The organism is Rhodococcus sp. MT28 (genome assembly GCF_058792695.1).
Genome location: NZ_JBXAFD010000003.1, coordinates 340,595 through 360,706, shown reverse-complemented (window position 1 = coordinate 360,706; position 20,112 = coordinate 340,595). Strand labels below are relative to the sequence as shown.

Sequence of the window (20,112 nt, the reverse complement as noted above, 5' to 3'; positions counted from 1 at the left end):
AACGTGCCCACCACCGCCTTCACCTCGGAACCGTCCACTGTCACGGTGACCGGAACCGCCACTGCAACAGCTGTTCCCGACATCGTGCGATTGACGATCGGAGTATCGGTGACACAGACGGCCGTTTCCGACGCGTTCGACGCCGTCGCACGTCTGTCCACTGCCCTGACCGAGACCCTGCACGCGCGCGGTGTGCGCGGAGCGGACCTCACCACCGCCGGGCTGAGCGTCCATCCGCAGACTCACTGGAGCGACGGAGGCCGCCAGGAGACAACAGGATTCACGGCATCGACAACTTTCCGAGTCGTACTGCGAGAGCTGGAGCCGGAAGCGGCGAACTCCCCCGCTGCCGTCATCGCGGCATGTGTATCGGTGGGTGGCGACGCGATACGGCTCGACGGACTGGAGTTCGATCTCGACGACCGCAGCGATCTGGCGACAAGAGCACGCGAATTGGCCTGGACGGCAGCCGAATCGAAAGCCAGACAGTTCGCGGACCTGGCAGACAAAGATCTGGTCGAAGTTCTCGAGGTGCTCGAGGACTTCGACCAGATCGTGCCGATGCGCGGACGTGTCGCGGCGATGAAAGCGGATTCGGCCCCGATAGCCGTCGAACGCGGAGAGATCGAAGAATCGATCTCGGTCCGCGTTCGATGGGCTATGGCGTGACAACAGTAGTTCAGAAGACGCTGCCGGCAGTAGACCAGCCGGGCATGCGGATCAGCGAGTGAGGTTCTTCTCTTCGCGCTCTTCTTCGTACTTCTGCTCGGCGTCGGGGGTTGCCATGTCGATGGTGGTGCGCAACGGACGGTTCGGGATGAAGATGACCGACACGAGCGTGACCACGGCGACGACGGCTGCGACCAGGAAGATCCGTCCTGTTGCGTCGCCGTAGGCGAACCGAACGATCTGCGAGACGAAGTCAGGCATATTGCTCAGGTCGAGGCCGTCCTGGAGGCTCTTTCCAGCTACTGCCTGCTGCTCGGGCGGCAAGGTGGAGACCGAATCGACTGTCAGTGTCTTGACGCGGGTCGCAAGAATCGAACCGAGCACCGACACGCCGATCGCGCCGCCGAAGGTGCGGAAGAACGCCACGATACTGCTGGCCGCGCCGATGTTCTCGACGCTGACCGTGTTCTGCACGGCGAGAACGATGTTCTGCATCAGCATGCCGGTACCGAGACCCACGATGGCGATGAAGATTCCGATTGTCCACAGGCTGGTTGCGTGGTCGATCGTCGACAGCAGCCCGAAACCGACCAGCAGCAGAACTGCGCCGGCGACGATGAAGGGCTTCCACTGACCGAACTTGGTGATCAGCTGGCCCGAGCCGACCGATGCGACGAGCATGCCTGCGACCATCGGAATGGTGAGCAATCCGGCTTCGGTGGGATCGAATCCGCGTGCGGTCTGGAAGTACTGCGTCAGGAACGTCGTCGCGCCGAAGAGGCCGACACCAACTGCGATAGAGGCGATGATCGCGAGAGCCGTTGTGCGCTCGGTGATGATCTTGATCGGCAGGATCGGATCCTTGACCTTGGATTCGACGAACATCGTCAGGCCGAGCAGGGCCAGACCACCGATGACGAAGAAGGCCGACTCCTTCGAGAACCAGGCGTAGTAGTCGTCCTGACCGGCAAACGAAACCCAGATCAGCAGGACGCTGACACCGGCGGTGAGCAAGGTGGCGCCCATCCAGTCGATGGAGACGTTGTCCTTCTTCACGGTCTCGACGTGCAGTGTGCGCTGAAGCAGGAACAATGCGATGACTGCCAGCGGAACACATACGTAGAAGCACCAGCGCCAGCCGGCAGTGTCCACGAGGACGCCGCCGAGGATCGGTCCACCGGACATCGAGACGGCCATGGCCGCACCCATGTATCCGGAGTAGCGACCGCGATCTCGCGGCGGGATGATCGTGCCGATGATGGCTACGACGAGAGCGGTCAGACCACCCATACCGATGCCCTGGATGACACGCGCACCGAGCAGCAACGGAACGTTGTGCGCCGCGCCGGCGATGACCGAGCCGATCACGAAGATGACGATCGCGGTCTGGACCAGGACCTTCTTGTTGTAGAGGTCGGCAAGCTTGCCCCAGATCGGCGTCGACGCCGCGGTGGCGAGCAACGCTGTCGTGATGATCCAGGCGTACTGCGTCTGAGTTCCGTGCAGTTCACCGATGATCGTGGGAAGCGCTGTGGAAACGATGGTGCTGCTGAGCAGCGCGGTGAACAGCGCTGCGATGAGTCCGGTGAGTGCTTCGAGAATTTCGCGGTGAGTCATCGCGCCCGCTTCGCGAGCCGATCCGTCACCTCCGGTACTTGCCCGGGTTTCTCCTACTGTTGCTGCCATGTGCCTTATCTCCCAATACTTTCTACGCCCGTGTGCGGAACTGCCGGTGAGGCCTGCCGATTCGATGCGCCGAACGTCTCGTTGAGACGTTGCAGCGATGTCACTGCGGCCATGGCCTCTTCCTGGCTCCAGTCTTCGAGCATGTTGCGCAAACGCGCCGCACGCCGCTGCGTGGTTCTCCGTAAAACGTCGTGTCCCTCTTCCGATACTCGGATGCGGAACGCCCGCTTGTCAGCCGGATCGGGATTTCTCTCGACATACCCAGCGTCGACCAGATCCGACATTTGTCGGCTGAGCGACGACTGACTGACACACAGATCGACGGCCAATTCGTTCTGTCGGCACTCCCCACGCGCTGCCAGCATGAACAACACACTGACCAGCGCAGGCGGCAGCAGGCTGTCTGAACCGGTGGTGACCGCGGCTCGCAGCGATCTGCCGAACATGAAGATCGTGTCGACGAGCGCTTGGGCCGTCTCCGGCTGTACCGACATTGCCTACCCCTGAATTCGAGTGGCCCGAACGAGCCGTGACTTGAAAACGGAAAACTACTTGCAGAACGAAACTATACGATTAGTTGCGTAATGCAAGCAACTGTTGTGAACGCGAGAAGCGTCACACCGTCTCAGGGAAAGATTTCGGGACGTCTCAGCGTTCGAGAAGCGCGATGCACTCCATGTGGTGAGTCTGGGGGAACGCGTCGAACGCCCGGAGGCCACCGATTCTGAAGCCCTGCTCCAGGTAGAGGCCGATATCGCGACCGAACGACGCCGGGTCGCACCCGATATGGACTATCCGCTCAGCGCCCGTTGCGGCGAGAGCTTCCACGACCGGCCGGCCGGTCCCCGCACGTGGCGGGTCGAGCACGACGACAGCAGGCGAACGCTCCAGATCCGCGATGATGTTCTCGACGCGGGCGCTGTGGAAGCGCACCTGACCGAGATCGGACAGCGCTGCCTGCCCGTCCGCGACTGCACGCGCCGAAGATTCGACGGACTCCACCACGCCGGACGGCCCGACAAGCTCGGCGAGCACAGCTGCGAACACGCCGACACCGCCGTAGAGATCCCAGGCCGTGTCCGCGGTAGCGGCTCCGGCCCACTCCCCGACCACCTGTGAGTACGCGTTCGCAGCGCCACGATGGGCCTGCCAGAAACCGGTCGCGGCCAGCGCCCATTCTCGACTGCCGACGCGCTCGATCACTGTGTCCGATCCGATGGCAACTCGGGTCTTTCGCGGGCCGCCGCTTGCCGCTCGGCGTGCCATCGCGCCGCGTCGCCCGGGCGTCCGCCGTCCCGTCTTGGACACCGCGGGTGCCGCGATTTCCACGACGTGCCGCTCGCCGGCAGCGTCGAGAACAACCTGCAGCTCGCTACCTGGTGCCCACTGCGCACCGCCGAGACCGTCGTACGCGCTCTGATCGATCTGGGTGCACCGGAGGTCTGTGACGATCCGGTTGCTGCGGTACGCGTGGTATCCGGCGACACCGTGCCCGTCGACCGCCAACCGGACTCGCGTGCGCCAACCCGTTCCGTCTCCGGTTCCGGGCAGTTCCTCTACCTCGACGTCCGATTCGACACGAGCCAGTCGCAGAAGCTGCTCCCGCACGACCGAGGTCTTCATCTCACGTTGGACGCTCAGATCCGCATGCGAGTAGTCGCAGCAGCCCGCCCCGCCCGGGCCGGAGATCGGGCATGTCGGATCGATCCGATGCGGAGAAGCGTCGAGAACGGTGATCGCGTCGGCGCGGCAAAACGATCCGCCCTTGTCCTCGGTCACCCGGACCAGCGCACGCTCCCCCGGCAAACCGTGACGGACGAACACGACCCGCCCCTCGTGCCGGGCGACGACGAACCCGCCGTGACCGGGGTTGCCCAGATCGACCTCGAAGGTCTGTCCGGTCCAATTCTCACTCAACGAACTACGCCTGCCATTTCGATGTTGCCGATCATTTTTCGCCGGTGATCATTTCTCGCCGGTGTCGTAACCGCGACGCGTGGCACCTGCGGTCTTCTCGATGTCGAGCGGCTTCGCCTTTGCCGACGAACTCAGCTGCCACGGAACGCTGGTCACCATCACGCCGGGCTGGAAAAGCAGACGACTCTTCAGACGAAGCGCGCTCTGATTGTGCAGGATCTGCTCCCACCAGTGTCCGACGACGTACTCGGGAATGAAGACGGTGACGACGTCACGCGGAGCATCGCGTCGTACACGCTTGACGTAATCGAGAACCGGCTTGGTGATTTCGCGGTACGGCGACTCGATCACCTTGAGCGGAACCGTCACGTCGCTCTTCTCCCACTCACGCACGAGTGCACGGGTGTCCGGCTCGTCGACGTTGACCGTGATGGCTTCGAGGGTGTCCGGTCGCGTGGCTCGCGCGTAGGCGAGAGCTCGCATCGTCGGCATGTGCAACTTCGAGACGAGCACGATCGAGTGCGTGCGGCTGGGCAGTACGCCGTCCCACTCCTGCTCCTCGAGCTCGGCTGCGACGCTGTCGTAGTGCTTGCGGATCATCTTCATCACGATGAAGATCGCGACCATCGCGACGATGGCGATCCATGCGCCGGCAGCGAACTTGGTGATCAGAACGATGATCAAGACGGTGGCGGTCATTGCCAGACCGATCGAATTGATCACTCGCGAGCGCTGCATACGGGCCCGTTGCGCCTTGTCGGTCTCGGACTTCAGATGCCGAGTCCAGTGCTTGATCATGCCCGTCTGGCTGAGCACGAACGAGACGAAGACGCCGACGATGTACAACTGGATGAGCTTGGTGACCTCGGCGCCGAACACCACGACGAATGCGATGGCAGCACCGGAGAGGAAGAGGATTCCGTTGCTGAATGCCAGTCGGTCGCCGCGCGTGTGCAGCTGACGCGGTAGGTACCGATCCTGCGCCAGGATCGATCCGAGTACCGGAAATCCGTTGAACGCGGTGTTCGCGGCCAGAACCAGGATCAGTGCCGTGACGATCGCCATGAAGAAGAAACCGATCGGGAAACCACTGAACACGGCTTCGGCGATCTGCGCGATCAAGGTCTTCTGATGGTAGCCCTCCGGCGCTCCGACCAGCTGTTCCTGCGGATTGTGTGCGTAGACGATGCCGATCTTCTGAGCCAGGATGATGATGCCCATCAGCAGGACGATGGCGATCGACCCGAGCAGCAGCAAGGTCGTGGCAGCGTTGCGCGACTTCGGCTTCTGGAACGCCGGTACGCCGTTGCTGATGGCCTCGACGCCGGTCAGTGCGGCACAGCCCGAGGAGAATGCGCGGGCGATCAGGAACGCGAAGGCAATTCCGTACAGATGCGAATCCTCGGCGTTGAGCGTGAACGACGACGATTCCGCGTGCACATCCTCGCCGAGGACGTAGATCCGGAAGAATCCCCACCCGAGCATCAGGAACATGCCGACGATGAATGCGTAGGTCGGAATTGCGAACGCGGTCCCCGATTCACGGATACCGCGAAGGTTGACCGCGGTCAGCAACACGATCGCCGCAACTGCGAACAACACCTTGTGCTGCGCGACGAACGGTAGCGCCGAGCCGATGTTCGACGCAGCCGACGAGATCGACACGGCGACCGTCAGCACGTAGTCGACCATCAGCGCACTACCGACGGTCAGACCGGCGGTCGGGCCGAGGTTGACCGTCGCGACCTCGTAGTCGCCGCCACCGGAGGGGTATGCGTGGACGTTCTGGCGGTAGCTCGCCACCACCACAGCCATGACGATGGCGACGGACAATCCGATCCAGGGGGTGTACGCATACGCGGAAATACCCGCGACGGAGAGAACCAGGAAGATTTCTTCGGGGGCATACGCGACGGACGACATCGCGTCGGACGCGAAGACCGGTAGTGCAATTCGCTTGGGTAGCAGCGTGTGCCCGAGTTTGTCGCTTCGGAACGGCCGACCGAGCAGGAGCCGCTTGGTAGCGGTCGAGAGCTTAGACACGTGCAAAGCGTAAGCCGTCTCGCCCGATTCGGAGTCATCAGAGCCCCAACTTCACCTTTTGTCGTGACAACCGGCACGCGGGCGACCGCTGTACTTGCTCTTCCCGTGAGGGGCTGTACCGTTCGATTCGGCGTGCAATCGCGCCATGAGGGTCCATGAACGGAGTAGGGCGTGTATGTCGTCATCATGGGGTGCGGTCGAGTGGGTTCTTCCCTCGCCGCGTCTCTGACCAGGATCGGACATGAGGTCGCCGTCATCGACCGCGATCAGAGTGCGTTTCTGCGTCTCGATCTCGACTTCCCGGGAACCAAGGTTCTGGGAATGGGGTTCGACCGTGACGTGCTGGTCCGGGCGGGAATCGAGCGGGCCGACGCCTTTGCCGCGGTGTCCTCGGGAGATAATTCCAACATCATCGCAGCGCGAGTCGCACGCGAGACTTTCGGCGTCGAACGCGTCGTCGCACGTATTTACGACGCCAAGCGTGCCGCCGTTTACGAGCGACTCGGCATTCCCACGGTCGCCACCGTGCCGTGGTCGACGGATCGTTTCCTGCACACGTTGACCAAGGAAAGTCAGACTGCGAAGTGGCGCGATCCTTCGGGCACTGTCGCCATCACCGAACTTGCCCTGCACGAGGATTGGGCGGGCAAGCCGATCGCGCTCCTCGAGGGCGCGACCAGTTCGAGAGTCGCCTTCATCATCCGCTTCGGGACCGGCATTCTCCCCGACCGCAAGACTGTCATCCAGGCCGACGATCAGGTCTACATCGCCGCCGTGTCGGGAACCGTCGCCGAAGCTGTCGCACTGGCCGGCAACCCGCCGCCGAGCGACGACTGAGGGAGGCCGCAGATGAATGATCCGTACGCCGTCCCCCACAACAAGACTGCGACTGTGTTGCACTACAACGTGATTGGAAGTTCTCGATGAAGGTCGCCATCGCCGGAGCCGGCGCCGTAGGCCGTTCCATTGCGCGAGAGCTGATTCGAAGCTCACATGACGTCATGCTGATCGAACGCAAACTCGATCACATCGAACCGGAGTCGGTGCCCGAGGCGAAGTGGGTGCACGCGGACGCCTGCGAACTCAGCAGACTCGAGGACGCTTCGATGGAGTCGTACGAGGTCGTGATTGCCGCGACCGGAGACGACAAGGCAAACCTGGTCCTCAGTCTGCTCGCGAAAACCGAGTTCGGTGTTCGCCGAGTTGTCGCCCGCGTCAACGATCCCCGCAACGAGTGGCTCTTCGACGAGTCCTGGGGCGTGGACGTCGCCGTCTCGACACCGCGAATGCTCGCTTCGCTCGTCGAAGAGGCCGTCTCGGTCGGTGACCTGGTCAAACTGATGACACTGCGGCAGGGACAGGCCAACCTCGTCGAGATCACGTTGCCCGACAACACACCTCTTGCCGGAAAAGCCGTCAAGAAACTCGAACTTCCGCGAGACTGCGCACTGGTCACCATCCTGCGTGGCGGACGCGTGATCGTCCCGCAGATGGACGATCCCATCGAAGGCGGGGACGAACTGCTCTTCGTTGCGGCCGTCGACGCCGAGGATCAGTTGCGCGTTGCACTCCGCCTGGAGAATTGACCGACGAACACACTGACGACGAAAGGGAATCACATGGCACAAGCGCCCGAAAACACCGTAGTCACCGACAATCCGGCCCAGAGCCGGTACGAGATCCATGCCGACGGCGACCTCGCTGGGATCGAGGACTACACCACCTCCGGTGACGTCGTCTCGTTCAACCACACCGAGATCTACCCCGCCTTCGAAGGTTTCGGATTGGCCGGGGTTCTCGTCCGCCAGGCTCTGGACGACCTACGAGCACGCGGCCTCAAGGTTCACCCGGTGTGCCCGTACGTCGTGAAGTTCCTCGACAAGCACCCCGAGTACCAGGACCTGATCAGCTGAGATCGCGGTCTTCGCGCGGCTTCGTCAGATTCACCGAGCCCACCTCTTCGGACCCTGCGTCCGTGGCGGTGGGCTCGCTGCTTTCGGGCTCCACAACCGGTTCAGGCTCGACGATGCGATCGGCCTTACGCACAGCCCAGACCGTCACGAGCAGCACCAAACCGGTCAACGGCCAACCCATGCCGATACGCGCGACTGCGAGCCATCCGGTGTGGTCGGTGTCGTAGAGCTGTGACTGAACGAGATACCGCGCACCGAAGACCAACGCCCACGCTGCCGTCGCGACGTCGTAGAGCCGGACGGCGGAGCTGTGCTTGCGCCAGAGATTGCCGTGCCCGTTGAGATAGCCCCAGATGATTCCGACGAGGGGCCAGCGTACGAGGATCGAAATCAGGAAGACCGCACCGTAGGCGAGGCTCGTGTAGATACCGAAGAGGAAATATCCTTTGGCGTCGCCGGTGCGGTAGGCGATGAATGCGGAAACTCCGACTCCGAGAAAACCGGAAATAGCGGGTTGGAGGGAATCCTTGCGGAAGAGGCGCCAGGCCGCGATAGCGACAGCGACGCCCAATGCGGCCCAGATTGCCGCGGTGAGATTCCAGATGCTGTTGACCGGGACAAAAATCAGAATCGGCAAAGACGAATAGATCAGACCACTCAGCCCGCCGAGTTGGTCGATTACCGATCGCTGTTGTGTTTCAGTCACCTGTCGAGGGTGCCACAGTCACCGAGTTGCACGGTAAATGCGGGAAACGCGCCTATTCGCCGCGCAGTTCGTAGTAAGGGTTGAAGATCGCCTTGCGACCGTCACGCTCGCCCACACGACCGCGGATCAGCAGGGTCTTGCCGGTCTCGATTCCCGGGATCCGGCGACGCCCGATCCAGACGAGATTGATCACCTCGGTGCCATCGAAGAACTCGGCCTCGATGCTGGCATTTCCCGACTTGGGACACGCGTCGACGCTGCGGAGTCGGCCCACCATCGTGACTTCTTCACCGCGACGACAATCGCATGCCTTCTGACCTCCGGAAGCCTTGTTGGACTCGGCCATCTCCTGGGCGTCCAACTGGTCGACGTCCTCGGTCAGACGCTGGGTCAGTCGACGAAAATATCCTGCGGCGGCGGGTGCCATTGCGCGCTCCTGCGAACATGTGTGACGCAAGGGTTTCGCGTCACGTGAAGGGCTGTGTGATCGCCACTGTAGACCCATTACGAGCGTGTAACCACACCGGTCAGTCCGCGTCTCGGGGGCACCGGGCAAGATCAAGAGATGCAGAACTCTGAATCGGCGACCGTTGCCGTCGTTCTCCCAGGTACAGGCTCTGACGCCCACTTCGCGGACCGCGCATTCCGGGCGCCGCTGGAGGCTCTGGGTGTGCGCATCGTCGCAATTGAACCGGACCCTCGGCGTGTCGTGGACGGCTATCTGGACGCGATGGACAGAGCCGCGGACACGCACGGCCGAATCATCGTCGGAGGGGTCTCGATCGGAGCGGCCGTTGCACTCCAGTGGGCCGCCGACAATCCCGATCGAACCGTGAGTGTGTTGGCAGCGCTTCCGGCCTGGACGGGCTCGGCCGACAACGCCCCCGCAGCAGCGAGCGCGCGGTTCACCGCCGGGCAACTGCGCTCCGAAGGCTTGGAGTCGGTGATCGCTGCGATGCTCGCGTCGAGTCCGGCGTGGCTCGGAGCCGAACTCGAGCGCTCCTGGCGCTCTCAGTGGCCCGATCTCCCGGCTGCGCTCGACGAGGCGGCGTCGTACCACTCACTCGGCGAGAGCGCGCTACGGGCGGTGGGCGTTCCGGTCGGCATTGCGTCGGCGGTGGACGATCCGGTTCATCCCGCGTCAGTGGCGCAGGCCTGGGCGGCTTCACTCCCCCGCGGCGCAGTCGCCACGACGACGCTCGACATGATCGGGCGCGACCCCGCGGTTCTCGGGTCCACCTGCATCAAAGCGCTCGCGGCGATCGAATCCGATACCACCGCGAGCGCCTGAAGAAAATTCTGTTACTGACCCAATTGCTGCATGGCAGAACCGGATTCGCCGCTACGAGGCGGCGGGGTCGGCCGTGCTGGAGGTGCCGGCGGAGCGGGCGGTGCTGACTGCTGTTGCTGCTGGGCGGCGACCTGTTGCTGCTGCGCTGCCGCCAACTGCTGCTCGTGTGCGGCCGCCAACTGCTCGGCGAGCACCTGCGGGAGCACCACGGGCAGCGGTGTCCGCACCGGATGCGGCTCTGATCCTCGGTTGACGACGGTGTCACGCAAGATGTCCCGTGCGATTGCCACCAGAGGAGCGTTCGCGGCGGTGGATCCACTCGGACCCGCGACCACGCAGCGCACCATCCACCGGGGACCGTCGACGCCGATGAACCGCAAGTCCATGTTGGCCGTCACAGCAGCCAGTTCACGGCCCCACGGGCCGTTCTCGACGCTCACCGCGGAATTGTCATCGCGAAGCGACTGCGCGAGCTCGGCAACGACCTCACGCCACTGACCGGGCGATTTCGGGGCGGCGTAGGCAGCAACCGTGATGCGGCCGTGCTCGGTGACCAGGTGCACGGCCTGCGGCGAACCGTTGGGCGCCATCTCGACCTGCAACTGCCCGCCGGTCGGCATCGGCACCAGAACGGAACCGAGATCAAGACGCTGACCGTCACGGCCTGCCGTCGGATCGTCGGAATCGATCTCCGAGATGTCGTAAGGGCCTTCCGATTCGTCACCGAACTCGTCGCCGGTGACTTCGAGATCGTCTTCGACCTCGTCGATCTCCACCGACTCGTCGTTCTCGTCACCGAAGAAGCTGGTGGTTTCCTCGTCGACGTCTGTCTTCTTCTTGCGTCCGAACATGATTCAGACTCCCTCTCCGACTACCGCGCCCGGCGCATCGGTATCGAGTATCGCGTGCCCGCCGCTGGAACCGTAGCCTCCGGTTCCTCTGGTCGTGTCGTCCAGCGATTCGACTTCCTCGAAAACCGGAAGTTCGACTCGTTGAACCACGAGCTGAGCGATTCGGTCACCGCGGCGGATGTCGATGGCTGTGGCCGGATCGAGATTGATCAAGCAGACCTTGAGTTCGCCCCGGTATCCCGCGTCCACGGTTCCGGGCGCATTCACGATCGACAGTCCCGATTTGGCGGCGAGTCCGGAACGCGGATGGATCAACCCGACGGTGCCCACCGGCAAAGCGATCGCGATCCCCGTTCCGACCAGTGTTCGGTGGCCGGGTTCGATGGTGACGTCGCTGGTGGAGCACAGATCCACACCCGCATCTCCGGGATGCGCACGCTGTGGAACGGGCAGGTCTGGATCCAGTCGCTTCAAGGCGATGGAGAGATGGTCGCTCACGTGGGCCAAGACTACTCGTAGCGACGGACTATCCTTGACAGGTGCCCGAAACATCTCGACCTGACGTCGCCACCACAACGCCCCCGTCCACGACGCTGTACTCCGAGCGCCTGTGGGTGCCGATCTGGTGGTGGATCGCCGGGCTGGCCGTAGCCGGACTCCTCGCGGCCGAGGTCCACATGGGCCGCCCGGGGCTTCTCTCGTACCTGGCGTACGTCGTACTACTCCCGATCCCGATCTGGGCGGCATTCTGGCTCAGCCGGATGCGCGTCGAGGTGGTGGAGACAGCAGGGGTGAAGGAATTGCACGTGGGTAGAGCCCACCTGCCGGTCGAATTGATTTCACGGGCGGCAGCAGTGCCGGCTTCCGCGAAGAGTGCTGCGATGGGGCGCCAACTCGATCCGTCGGCGTTCGTCCAGCATCGACCATGGGTCAAGACAATGGTGTTGATCGTGCTCGACGACCCGGAGGATCCCACGCCGTACTGGTTGGTAAGCACACGTCGTCCCGCTGATCTGCTGGCTGCGCTGGGCCTCTGACCAGCGCGGTCACAGCAAAGCAGTACTTCCCGACCCTTGGTCGACCCTCGCGCTGACGGGTCGACCACCGGGAAGGGAGATCAGGCAGCGCAGTCCATGCATACGAGCTGTCCGTTGGCATCACTGGCCAGGCGGCTGCGGTGATGAACCAGGAAGCAGCTCGAACACGTGAACTCGTCTGCCTGCTTCGGAACAACTCGAACCGAGAGTTCCTCGCCGGAAAGGTCGGCACCCGGCAGCTCGAAGGACTCCGCGGTGTCCGTCTCGTCGATGTCGACGACGGCTGACTGCGCTTCGTTGCGTCGCGCCTTCAGCTCCTCGAGCGAGTCCTCCGAAACCTCGTCGGACTCTGTACGCCTCGGTGCGTCGTAGTCAGTTGCCATCTCGTCTACCCCATCCTCTTCGTGTATCCCGGTCCCGTGTGCGCCGAGAATCCGGTAGATCCTTGATGCGCATGGAAACCGCCGTGGCATCCAGATCATTCCCTGTCGCTGCATAACGCTGCAGGACCGGAATTAGTGCCCGGAAGTTCCTTCCGAGAACGTGATCTGCGCCTCATTTGGTTGTCATTTCGGCGTCCGGCCGATGCCCAGTTGAACGACCTGGGCCGCCAGACAGTAGCCGACGTGAGCACGAAAGTAGTAACCGAATCGGAAATTTCCGAAAAATGACTGCGAATTGTCACCAAGGCAAGAGCAAGCTGTGACCTTTCCACGATGTTTTCGGGCCGAATCCGGGTAGAAACAGGCCGGTAATCGGCCAACTGCCGTTTCGCAATCGACAAGGACTCGACGCGTCGAGCCTCGCTTCGGCTGTCTCGTCACACAGGCCCTCTAAGGTAGGCACCGAACGTCATGCCGGCGCCGCTCGGCCCGATGGCGAAGTAGAAGTTTCGTCAAGAAAGTCGAGGGATACCGTGGTTTCTCTGATCACCGAAGGCAGCTCTACCGATGACCAGGGACGTCCGTTCCGCCGTCGGCGCGCGTGGCCGGTGATCGCCGTGTTCGCGGTACTCGCATTGATCGGCAGTGTCTTGTGGGTCCGCATCCTGAGCGCCGAGGCGGAAGTCAGTGACACCGTCGCCTGCAACCTGCCGCAACCTTCGTCCGATCCTTCGGCAGCGGCGCCACTACCGCTGGGAACCGTCGTCGACCGCTCGAAGCTGCTCGACGTGGATCCCGCTCCCCTCGCCGCCACCAAGGTTCGTGTGTTCAACGCCAACGGTGAACACGGCCAGGCGGCCCAGGTGGCAGCGCAACTGAGCGAGTTCGGCTTCTCCAGCGCGCCGGACGTCCAGGTCGGAAACGACCCCGTCTACGTCGACCAGAACATGGAGTGCCAGGGTCAGATCCGATTCGGAGCGAACGGCCTCGCCGCCGCCAGTTCCGTCTGGCTGGTCGCCCCCTGCGCCGAACTGGTCCAGGACGGCCGCGGCGACGACACCGTCGACCTGGCTCTCGGCACGTACAACAAAGGCGCCCTGACCCCCAACACCGACGCCACCGCGATCTTGCATGCTCTGGCCGAGCAACCCGCAAACGCCGAAGTCGCCCCCATGGACATCGCACTGCTCAAAGCAGCGCGCACGGCGCGCTGCTGACAAGCCTCAGCTCGGAATCGGCTGATCTGCGCCGGTAGCTCCGAGCATGTGCGCGAACTGCTCGGCGATCGCCGGAGCGACCGCGTAAACGACATCGCCGTCAGCCGACGTGGAATTTGGCGCCGGGACGTTGATCACGGCGCCCGCTTCGGAAGCGATCAAGGAGCCGGCTGCCCAGTCCCACGGACTCAGTCCGTGTTCGAAGTGAGCGTCGACCCGGCCGGTGGCAACCATGCACAGATCCAACGCAGCCGAACCGATGCGTCGGATGTCGCGGACCTGCGGCAGGATCTGCCCGATCAACGTGCCCTGCACCTTCCGGCGATCCGCTCCGTAACCGAAGCCGGTGGCCAACAGCGCCATTGACAGCTCGGTCACTTCATTGGCTTGCAGGTCGCTGACGACGCCGTCGGCCGTGGTCATGGTTGCACCGCCGCCCCGATGCGCGGCGTACGTGGTTTCCAACGACACGTCGACGACAGCCCCGGCTACCGAGAACCCGTCGATCTGTACGGCCACCGAGATGGCGAACGCGGGGATTCCGTAGAGAAAATTCACCGTGCCGTCGATGGGATCGACAACCCATCGAACTCCCGCGGAATCGTCGGTGTCTCCGCCACCTTCCTCACCCAGGATCGAATCTGCAGGGCGCAATTGCGCCAGAAGGTCGCGAATCACCTGTTCGGTTTCGGTATCGACCACCGTGACGGGATCGGTGGGCGTGCTCTTCGCCGCAACCGAACCACCCTCGGCGGCACCGGAACCCACCAGGCCGAATACCTCGGGCCGACGCAAGCGGACGTGTTCGGCTGCGCGTTCGGCGACGGCTACGGCTACTTCCCGCAACTGTGCGGGGTCCATAGAATCAGCGGAAAAGTCGGGCAACGTTCTTTCTGAAGGGCGCACCGGACCATCGCAACACATCTCTACCGAGGGGCACCACTCGAACGTCTCGAGGCGGGCGGTTCGAGAGGACGCGCCCGGGTCCTTGTTCAGGTTAGTGTTTGCAACGGTAGATCGTGACCTCGAATTCGACACTCAGGAGCGCAGGACGATGACAACCACAGGTTTCGGGATCGACGTCGGCGGCAGCGGCGTCAAGGGCGGCACGATCGACCTGAGCACCGGGGAAATGATCGGTGACCGCATCAAGATCCTGACCCCGCAGCCGTCCACACCCGATGCGATCGCGGGCACTGTCGCCGAGATCGTCGAGCAGGCCAAGTGGACCGGTCCGGTCGGCATCACCTTGCCCGCTGTCGTGACCGGCGGCGTCGCGCGAAGCGCCGCGAACATCGACAAGTCCTGGATCGACACCGACGCCGCCGCCGTGTTCGGCAAGGCGCTGGGCGGGCGCGAGGTCACCGTCCTCAACGACGCCGACGCTGCCGGAATCGCCGAGGACTCGTTCGGAGCGGGCAAGGACACCTCCGGCGTCGTGATCTTGTTGACCTTCGGCACCGGAATCGGATCTGCCGTGCTGCACAACGGAGTTCTGTTGCCCAACACCGAGTTCGGCCACCTCGAGGTCGACGGCAAGGAAGCCGAGCACCGGGCGGCGTCGTCGGTGAAGGAGAAGAAGGACTGGAGCTACAAGGAGTGGGCGGTCGAGGTCTCGCGAGTTCTGACCACCTTCGAGAACCTGCTCTGGCCAGATCTCTTCATCGCCGGAGGCGGTATCAGCCGCAAGCACGAGAAGTGGATTCCGCATCTGACCAACCGCACCAAGGTCGTCCCCGCCACCCTTCTCAACACCGCGGGAATTGCCGGAGCTGCGCTCGCATCGGTCGGACTGACCAGGCCGGCCTCCGTCGCCGGATGAGAAAACCCGCACGTGAAAAGCGGAAAATCTACCTGTTACGGCCCGCCGTGACGTAAGAGTTTCCTGAGAGTCGTTACAATGGTGAAGTCCGGCTGCGCGCCGGCCAACAACCATTGACCTCTCCGCCGGATCACCACTCTGGCGTGACGCCGCACGACACCGTCACGAAAGGGCGTACGTGGCAGCCACCGATACACGTCAGACTGCTGATTCTCCATCAGAGTCAGAGCCACAATCTCCAGCCGTGGAGGCGGCCACCGTCACCGCTCCGGCAGCCAAGAAGGCTCCGGCGAAAAAGGCCCCCGCCAAGAAGGCAGCAGCAAAGAAGGCTCCGGCCAAGAAAGCTCCGGCCAAGAAGGCAGCAGCTAAGAAGGCCAGCCCCAAGAAGGCCGGCGATCCTGACGCCGAAGACGGCGATGTCGAGTTGGAAGACATCGACATCACGGACGGCGACCTTGCCGAGGTCGAGTCCGATGTCGTCGAGGTCGTAGCAGTCGGCGAAGACGAAGAGACCGCTGCAGAGCCGTCCGAGAAGGACAAGGCTTCCGGCGACTTCGTCTGGGACGAGGAAGAGTCCGAGGCTCTCCGTCAGGCACGCAAGGATGCCGAACTGACGGCGTCCGCCGACTCGGTTCGCGCTTACCTCAAGCAGATCGGCAAGGTCGCACTCCTCAACGCCGAAGAGGAAGTCGAACTGGCCAAGCGCATCGAGGCCGGCCTCTACGCCGTGCAGATCATGCAGGACCTCGCTGACAAGGGCGAGAAGTTGCCTGCGGCTCAGCGACGCGACATGAGCTGGATCTGCCGCGACGGCAACCGCGCCAAGAACCACCTCCTCGAGGCCAACCTCCGCCTGGTCGTCTCGCTGGCCAAGCGCTACACGGGCCGCGGCATGGCGTTCCTGGACCTCATCCAGGAAGGCAACCTCGGTCTGATCCGTGCAGTCGAGAAGTTCGACTACACCAAGGGTTACAAGTTCTCGACCTACGCCACGTGGTGGATCCGTCAGGCCATCACCCGCGCAATGGCCGACCAGGCTCGCACCATCCGTATCCCGGTGCACATGGTCGAGGTCATCAACAAGCTCGGCCGTATCCAGCGTGAGCTGCTCCAGGACCTGGGCCGTGAGCCCACGCCGGAAGAGCTCGCCAAGGAAATGGACATCACGCCGGAGAAGGTGCTGGAAATCCAGCAGTACGCGCGTGAGCCGATCTCTCTCGACCAGACCATCGGCGACGAGGGCGACAGCCAGCTCGGTGACTTCATCGAGGACTCCGAAGCTGTTGTCGCAGTCGATGCCGTCTCGTTCACCTTGCTGCAGGATCAGCTGCAGTCGGTACTCGAGACGCTGTCCGAGCGCGAAGCCGGCGTGGTTCGCCTCCGCTTCGGTCTCACCGACGGTCAGCCGAGGACTTTAGACGAAATCGGACAGGTCTACGGCGTCACGCGTGAGCGTATCCGCCAGATCGAATCGAAGACGATGTCGAAGCTGCGCCACCCGTCGCGTTCGCAGGTTCTGCGCGACTACCTCGACTAGTCACACCAGCTATGCGCACAAGAGCCGCTCTCCCGATCGCCGGAGAGCGGCTCTTGTGCGTCTGTCGCCTCAGACCAAGAGTGTGTCCCGGAGTTGTGCGACATCGTCCTCGCTCAACTTAAGGCCGTCCCGGACGTAGTTGTCGAAGTTGCCGTACACCCGATCCACCGTGGCGAAAGACGTGTCCAGCCAAGACTGTTCGACGCCGTCGATGAACGCGCTCCCCGTGCTGGGTCCGGTGAGGTACTGATTGCTGAGCATGTAATCGGCGTTCACGTCGGTGCGACTCACGCCGAGGACGGTCAGGAGAACTGCGGTCATCCAACCGGTACGGTCCTTGCCCGCCGAGCAGTGGTAGAGGACTGCACCGTCGGTGTTCGCGACGTTCACCAGCGCGTCGTGGAATGCGCGGCTCGCCCCCGGATCGGTCACCATCAACGCGTACATCGTCGGCATGTCCACCAGCGCCGGGAGGTTGGCGGGGTTGGTTCCGATGACGTCGAACCAGTTGCTTCGCGCCCCGTTCGGAAGGCGATCCTGCGAGAGCGTTCGTTCGACGACCGTACGGAAGTCGTCGACCGATTCCACTCCGCGTTCGCTCAACGACGCGAGATCCGACGGTGTCAGCTTGTCGAGGGCATTCGAGCGAAATACCTTCCCCCACCGAACGGTCTGCCCGTCCGCGGCGACGTAGCCACCGATGTCACGCGCGTTCGACGCACCCTCGAGGTGTAGCGATCGATCCGTGGCAACCTGCGCAGCTGTGGGTCCGGCGTGGTCGAGAGCGGGAATTCCACCGGCGAGCGCCGGGACCGGTGCACACGAGATGATCAGCGCACACAGAGCGGTCGCGGCGGGACGGGCGATTCTGTTCGACATCCGGACAGAATAGGACCGCAATCAGGACTTCGTACGAACCTTGATGTACAACGAGGCGACCGGTTCGATAACTCTTGCCGCCACCGGGCCGATGACCGCCATCAGGAGCACGTAAGCAGTTGCCAATGCGGCAAGTTCGGCGTCGACGGCGCCTGCGGACACCGCGAGGCCTGCGATGATGATGGAGAACTCACCGCGGGCGATCAGAGCGGCACCGGCGCGCGCCTGACCCATTCGCGCGACACCCTGACGTCTGGCCGCCCAAGCGCCGGTTACCAGCTTCGTGATCGCCGTGACCACTGCCAGGATCGCGGCCCATCCGAGGACTGGCGGAATGGAACTGGGATCGGTGTTGAGACCGAAGACCACGAAGAACATTGCGGCGAACAGATCTCGAAGGGGCTCGAGCACGCGACTGGCATTGTGCGCCGTCGACCCCGAGATCGCGATTCCGAGGAGGAATGCGCCCACAGCCGCCGACACCTGCATCGCCGAACTGATGCCGGCGACCAACAGTGCGGCACCGAGCAGCTTGAGCAGGAGCGTCTCACTGTCGGGACTGTCGAGGAGGGCGGAGACGTACCGTCCGTATCGGAGGGCCACGACAAGAACCACGGTGATGACCAACAACGAGATCCCGACCGCTTCGAGCCCGCCCATGAAGCTCACGCCCGCGAGCATCGCGGTCAGAATCGGCAGGTACAGCGCCATCGCCAAGTCTTCGAACACCAGAATCGAAAGCACGACCGGTGTCTCGCGGTTACCGAGGCGCCCCAGGTCGCTGAGCACCTTGGCGATGATTCCCGAAGACGAGATGTAGGTGACGCCGGCCATGACCGTCGCCCCCACGACGCCCCAGCCGAGCATCAAGCCGACAACCGCGCCAGGGGTGGCGTTGAGGACGATGTCGACGATGCCGGCTACCCGCGAGCGTTTGAGACCGGTGACGAGCTCGGCCGCAGTGTATTCGAGCCCCAACAGCAGCAAGAGCAGGACGATCCCGATCTCACTTGCCAGATGGGAGAACTCGCCGATGTCGCCGAGCTGGATGAAACCGCCCTGTCCGAAGCACAGGCCGCCGATCAGGTAGAACGGGATCGGCGACATGCCGACGCGAGCAGCGAGCCGTCCGAGCAGTCCGAGCGCGAAGAAGACCGCGCCGAGTTCGATCAGTGCGAGGGTGGTTGTGTCCACGCGCCAGTCAGCCGTTGGCCAAGATTTTTGCCGCTGCAGCCAAACCGTCCGGCGTTCCGACTGCCACGAGAAGGTCTCCCCCGGTGAACGTGAAGTCGGGGTTCGGAGACGGGCTCACCTGTCCTGCGCGCATGACGGCGACGATGGACACTCCGGTGCGCGTGCGCATGCCGGTGTCCCCGAGGGTCTGTCCGTCGTAGCGAGAACCGTCCTTGATGTAGAGCTGTTTGGTTCGAATGCCCGGAAGGTCACGGTGCTCTTCCTCGAGCTGAGCAACGAGCTGGGGGGCACCCAGGAGATTGCTGAGCGCTGCCGCTTCCTCGGTGGTCAGAGGCAGCGAGGCAGCACACGCGTCAGGGTCGTCTGCCTTGGAAACTATGAGGTCGGTATGACCGTCCCGATGGGTGACGACACCCACGCGACGACCGGAAGACAGAACAAAATCCTTGCGCGTCCCGATCCCCGGTAGTGGGGTGACTTCTACGTTCATATACCAACGGTAGCGCCGATCGGTGACCTGCATCGCGGGAGGGCCGTAATCCGCGGGGCACAGTTCACGACCGGCCAACCGGCGACCTACCGAACCGGCGAAAACACGCCGTTCTCGCCCGGAAAATACTCGACGACAGCGGTGACGGCTGCGACGGGAATCGGGGCGTACAGATGCGGGAATCGCATCGATTCCGGGTCCGAGGGGACACCCGGTTCGTACTTGACCTGACCGCCGAGCAAGGCCGGATCGATAGCCAGAAGGACTATGTCGTCACGGCCGGCAAAGATCCGATTGGCCGGGAGATGAACTTGCGCCGGAGTCGACATGTGGACAAATCCCTCCGCCTCGAATCCGTCGGGGATACGTTCACCGAGCTGTTGTGCCCGCGCCCACTCCTCGCGCGTGCACATGTGGAGCAACTCGACGCTCTCGTCGACAAGTGGTTCGCGTCCCGGGTTCATCCGCCCAGAATAT

The 20,112-nt window shown here is 63.3% G+C and carries 23 protein-coding genes; 9 read left to right on the top strand and 14 right to left on the bottom strand.

The features are described 5' to 3' along the window. Positions 1-3: 3 nt before the first annotated feature. Entirely contained in the window at positions 4-669 is a 666-nt protein-coding gene (locus AC1Q6C_RS14415; protein WP_050656624.1) for an SIMPL domain-containing protein, read from the top strand. Positions 670-720: 51 nt separating this feature from the next. Here the strand turns inward: AC1Q6C_RS14415 and AC1Q6C_RS14410 are convergent, their stop codons facing one another. The 4 genes from AC1Q6C_RS14410 to AC1Q6C_RS14395 form a co-directional block, all read right to left on the bottom strand. Beyond that, the gene (locus AC1Q6C_RS14410) at positions 721-2,355 is read right to left on the bottom strand and encodes an MDR family MFS transporter (protein ID WP_193777210.1); all 1,635 of its coding nucleotides are present in this window, start codon (positions 2,353-2,355) and stop codon (positions 721-723) included. Positions 2,356-2,360: 5 nt separating this feature from the next. After that, positions 2,361-2,849: a MarR family winged helix-turn-helix transcriptional regulator gene (locus AC1Q6C_RS14405; RefSeq protein ID WP_054828244.1), complete on the bottom strand. Its 489-nt coding sequence runs from the start codon at positions 2,847-2,849 to the stop codon at positions 2,361-2,363. 154 nt (positions 2,850-3,003) lie between these two features. Further along, positions 3,004-4,272, bottom strand: a complete 1,269-nt coding sequence (locus tag AC1Q6C_RS14400) for a class I SAM-dependent RNA methyltransferase (RefSeq protein ID WP_230359823.1) — start codon at positions 4,270-4,272, stop codon at positions 3,004-3,006. Positions 4,273-4,320: 48 nt separating this feature from the next. Further along, positions 4,321-6,315, bottom strand: coding sequence for an APC family permease (locus tag AC1Q6C_RS14395; RefSeq protein WP_007732857.1), 1,995 nt, complete (start codon positions 6,313-6,315; stop codon positions 4,321-4,323). Positions 6,316-6,486: 171 nt separating this feature from the next. Here AC1Q6C_RS14395 and AC1Q6C_RS14390 point away from each other — a divergent pair, with 171 nt between their 5' ends. From AC1Q6C_RS14390 to AC1Q6C_RS14380, 3 genes are all read left to right on the top strand, one after another. Continuing rightward, positions 6,487-7,152, top strand: coding sequence for a potassium channel family protein (locus AC1Q6C_RS14390; protein WP_003942587.1), 666 nt, complete (start codon positions 6,487-6,489; stop codon positions 7,150-7,152). Between the two features lie 86 nt (positions 7,153-7,238). After that, on the top strand, positions 7,239-7,901 hold the full coding sequence (locus AC1Q6C_RS14385) for a potassium channel family protein (protein ID WP_003942632.1): 663 nt from the start codon (positions 7,239-7,241) through the stop codon (positions 7,899-7,901). A gap of 33 nt (positions 7,902-7,934) precedes the next feature. Then, a complete protein-coding gene (locus tag AC1Q6C_RS14380) occupies positions 7,935-8,228 on the top strand; it encodes a GNAT family N-acetyltransferase (protein ID WP_003942641.1) in 294 nt (97 codons plus the stop codon). Here the strand turns inward: AC1Q6C_RS14380 and AC1Q6C_RS14375 are convergent. Further along, positions 8,221-8,934: a DUF3159 domain-containing protein gene (locus AC1Q6C_RS14375; protein WP_003942611.1), complete on the bottom strand. Its 714-nt coding sequence runs from the start codon at positions 8,932-8,934 to the stop codon at positions 8,221-8,223. The genes AC1Q6C_RS14380 and AC1Q6C_RS14375 overlap by 8 nt on opposite strands. Before the next feature lie 52 nt (positions 8,935-8,986). After that, complete coding sequence (locus tag AC1Q6C_RS14370; RefSeq protein ID WP_003942613.1) at positions 8,987-9,361, bottom strand: OB-fold nucleic acid binding domain-containing protein; 375 nt, start codon at positions 9,359-9,361, stop codon at positions 8,987-8,989. A 138-nt stretch (positions 9,362-9,499) separates the two neighbouring features. Between AC1Q6C_RS14370 and AC1Q6C_RS14365 the strand changes: the two genes are divergently transcribed. Next, a complete protein-coding gene (locus tag AC1Q6C_RS14365) occupies positions 9,500-10,225 on the top strand; it encodes an alpha/beta fold hydrolase (protein WP_230359822.1) in 726 nt (241 codons plus the stop codon). An 11-nt stretch (positions 10,226-10,236) separates the two neighbouring features. Here the strand turns inward: AC1Q6C_RS14365 and AC1Q6C_RS14360 are convergent, their stop codons facing one another. Further along, on the bottom strand, positions 10,237-11,076 hold the full coding sequence (locus AC1Q6C_RS14360; RefSeq protein WP_003942585.1) for a DUF3710 domain-containing protein: 840 nt from the start codon (positions 11,074-11,076) through the stop codon (positions 10,237-10,239). A gap of 3 nt (positions 11,077-11,079) precedes the next feature. Continuing rightward, positions 11,080-11,574, bottom strand: a complete 495-nt coding sequence (gene dut, locus AC1Q6C_RS14355) for a dUTP diphosphatase (protein ID WP_003942635.1) — start codon at positions 11,572-11,574, stop codon at positions 11,080-11,082. Between the two features lie 41 nt (positions 11,575-11,615). On the opposite strand from dut, the gene AC1Q6C_RS14350 reads away from it, so the two are divergent. Further along, the gene (locus AC1Q6C_RS14350; protein WP_214926234.1) at positions 11,616-12,113 is read left to right on the top strand and encodes a DUF3093 domain-containing protein; all 498 of its coding nucleotides are present in this window, start codon (positions 11,616-11,618) and stop codon (positions 12,111-12,113) included. 80 nt (positions 12,114-12,193) lie between these two features. On the opposite strand, the gene AC1Q6C_RS14345 is transcribed toward AC1Q6C_RS14350, so the two are convergent. Beyond that, on the bottom strand, positions 12,194-12,496 hold the full coding sequence (locus AC1Q6C_RS14345; RefSeq protein ID WP_003942593.1) for a DUF4193 domain-containing protein: 303 nt from the start codon (positions 12,494-12,496) through the stop codon (positions 12,194-12,196). Positions 12,497-13,029: 533 nt separating this feature from the next. Here AC1Q6C_RS14345 and cei point away from each other — a divergent pair. Beyond that, positions 13,030-13,713 carry an envelope integrity protein Cei gene (gene cei / locus AC1Q6C_RS14340; RefSeq protein ID WP_003942618.1) on the top strand — a complete coding sequence of 228 codons (684 nt, stop codon included), beginning with the start codon at positions 13,030-13,032 and terminating at the stop codon, positions 13,711-13,713. 6 nt (positions 13,714-13,719) lie between these two features. Here the strand turns inward: cei and AC1Q6C_RS14335 are convergent, their stop codons facing one another. Continuing rightward, a complete protein-coding gene (locus AC1Q6C_RS14335) occupies positions 13,720-14,637 on the bottom strand; it encodes an inositol monophosphatase family protein (RefSeq protein WP_412770928.1) in 918 nt (305 codons plus the stop codon). A 130-nt stretch (positions 14,638-14,767) separates the two neighbouring features. Here AC1Q6C_RS14335 and ppgK point away from each other — a divergent pair, with 130 nt between their 5' ends. Both ppgK and AC1Q6C_RS14325 read left to right on the top strand, forming a co-directional pair. Beyond that, entirely contained in the window at positions 14,768-15,535 is a 768-nt protein-coding gene (ppgK, locus tag AC1Q6C_RS14330; protein WP_492666680.1) for a polyphosphate--glucose phosphotransferase, read from the top strand. A 112-nt stretch (positions 15,536-15,647) separates the two neighbouring features. Continuing rightward, positions 15,648-17,072 carry an RNA polymerase sigma factor gene (locus AC1Q6C_RS14325; protein WP_370333980.1) on the top strand — a complete coding sequence of 475 codons (1,425 nt, stop codon included), beginning with the start codon at positions 15,648-15,650 and terminating at the stop codon, positions 17,070-17,072. A gap of 69 nt (positions 17,073-17,141) precedes the next feature. On the opposite strand, the gene AC1Q6C_RS14320 is transcribed toward AC1Q6C_RS14325, so the two are convergent. The 4 genes from AC1Q6C_RS14320 to AC1Q6C_RS14305 all read right to left on the bottom strand — a co-directional run bounded on the left by AC1Q6C_RS14320 (position 17,142) and on the right by AC1Q6C_RS14305 (position 20,099). Then, positions 17,142-17,951, bottom strand: coding sequence for a tyrosine-protein phosphatase (locus AC1Q6C_RS14320; protein WP_230359820.1), 810 nt, complete (start codon positions 17,949-17,951; stop codon positions 17,142-17,144). 21 nt (positions 17,952-17,972) lie between these two features. After that, a complete protein-coding gene (locus AC1Q6C_RS14315; RefSeq protein WP_003942634.1) occupies positions 17,973-19,145 on the bottom strand; it encodes a cation:proton antiporter in 1,173 nt (390 codons plus the stop codon). 7 nt (positions 19,146-19,152) lie between these two features. Then, positions 19,153-19,635 (bottom strand): cation:proton antiporter regulatory subunit, encoded by a 483-nt coding sequence (locus AC1Q6C_RS14310; protein WP_021344116.1) that lies wholly within the window; start codon positions 19,633-19,635, stop codon positions 19,153-19,155. Between the two features lie 86 nt (positions 19,636-19,721). Further along, the gene (locus tag AC1Q6C_RS14305; protein ID WP_007732832.1) at positions 19,722-20,099 is read right to left on the bottom strand and encodes a DUF952 domain-containing protein; all 378 of its coding nucleotides are present in this window, start codon (positions 20,097-20,099) and stop codon (positions 19,722-19,724) included. Positions 20,100-20,112: the final 13 nt, after the last annotated feature.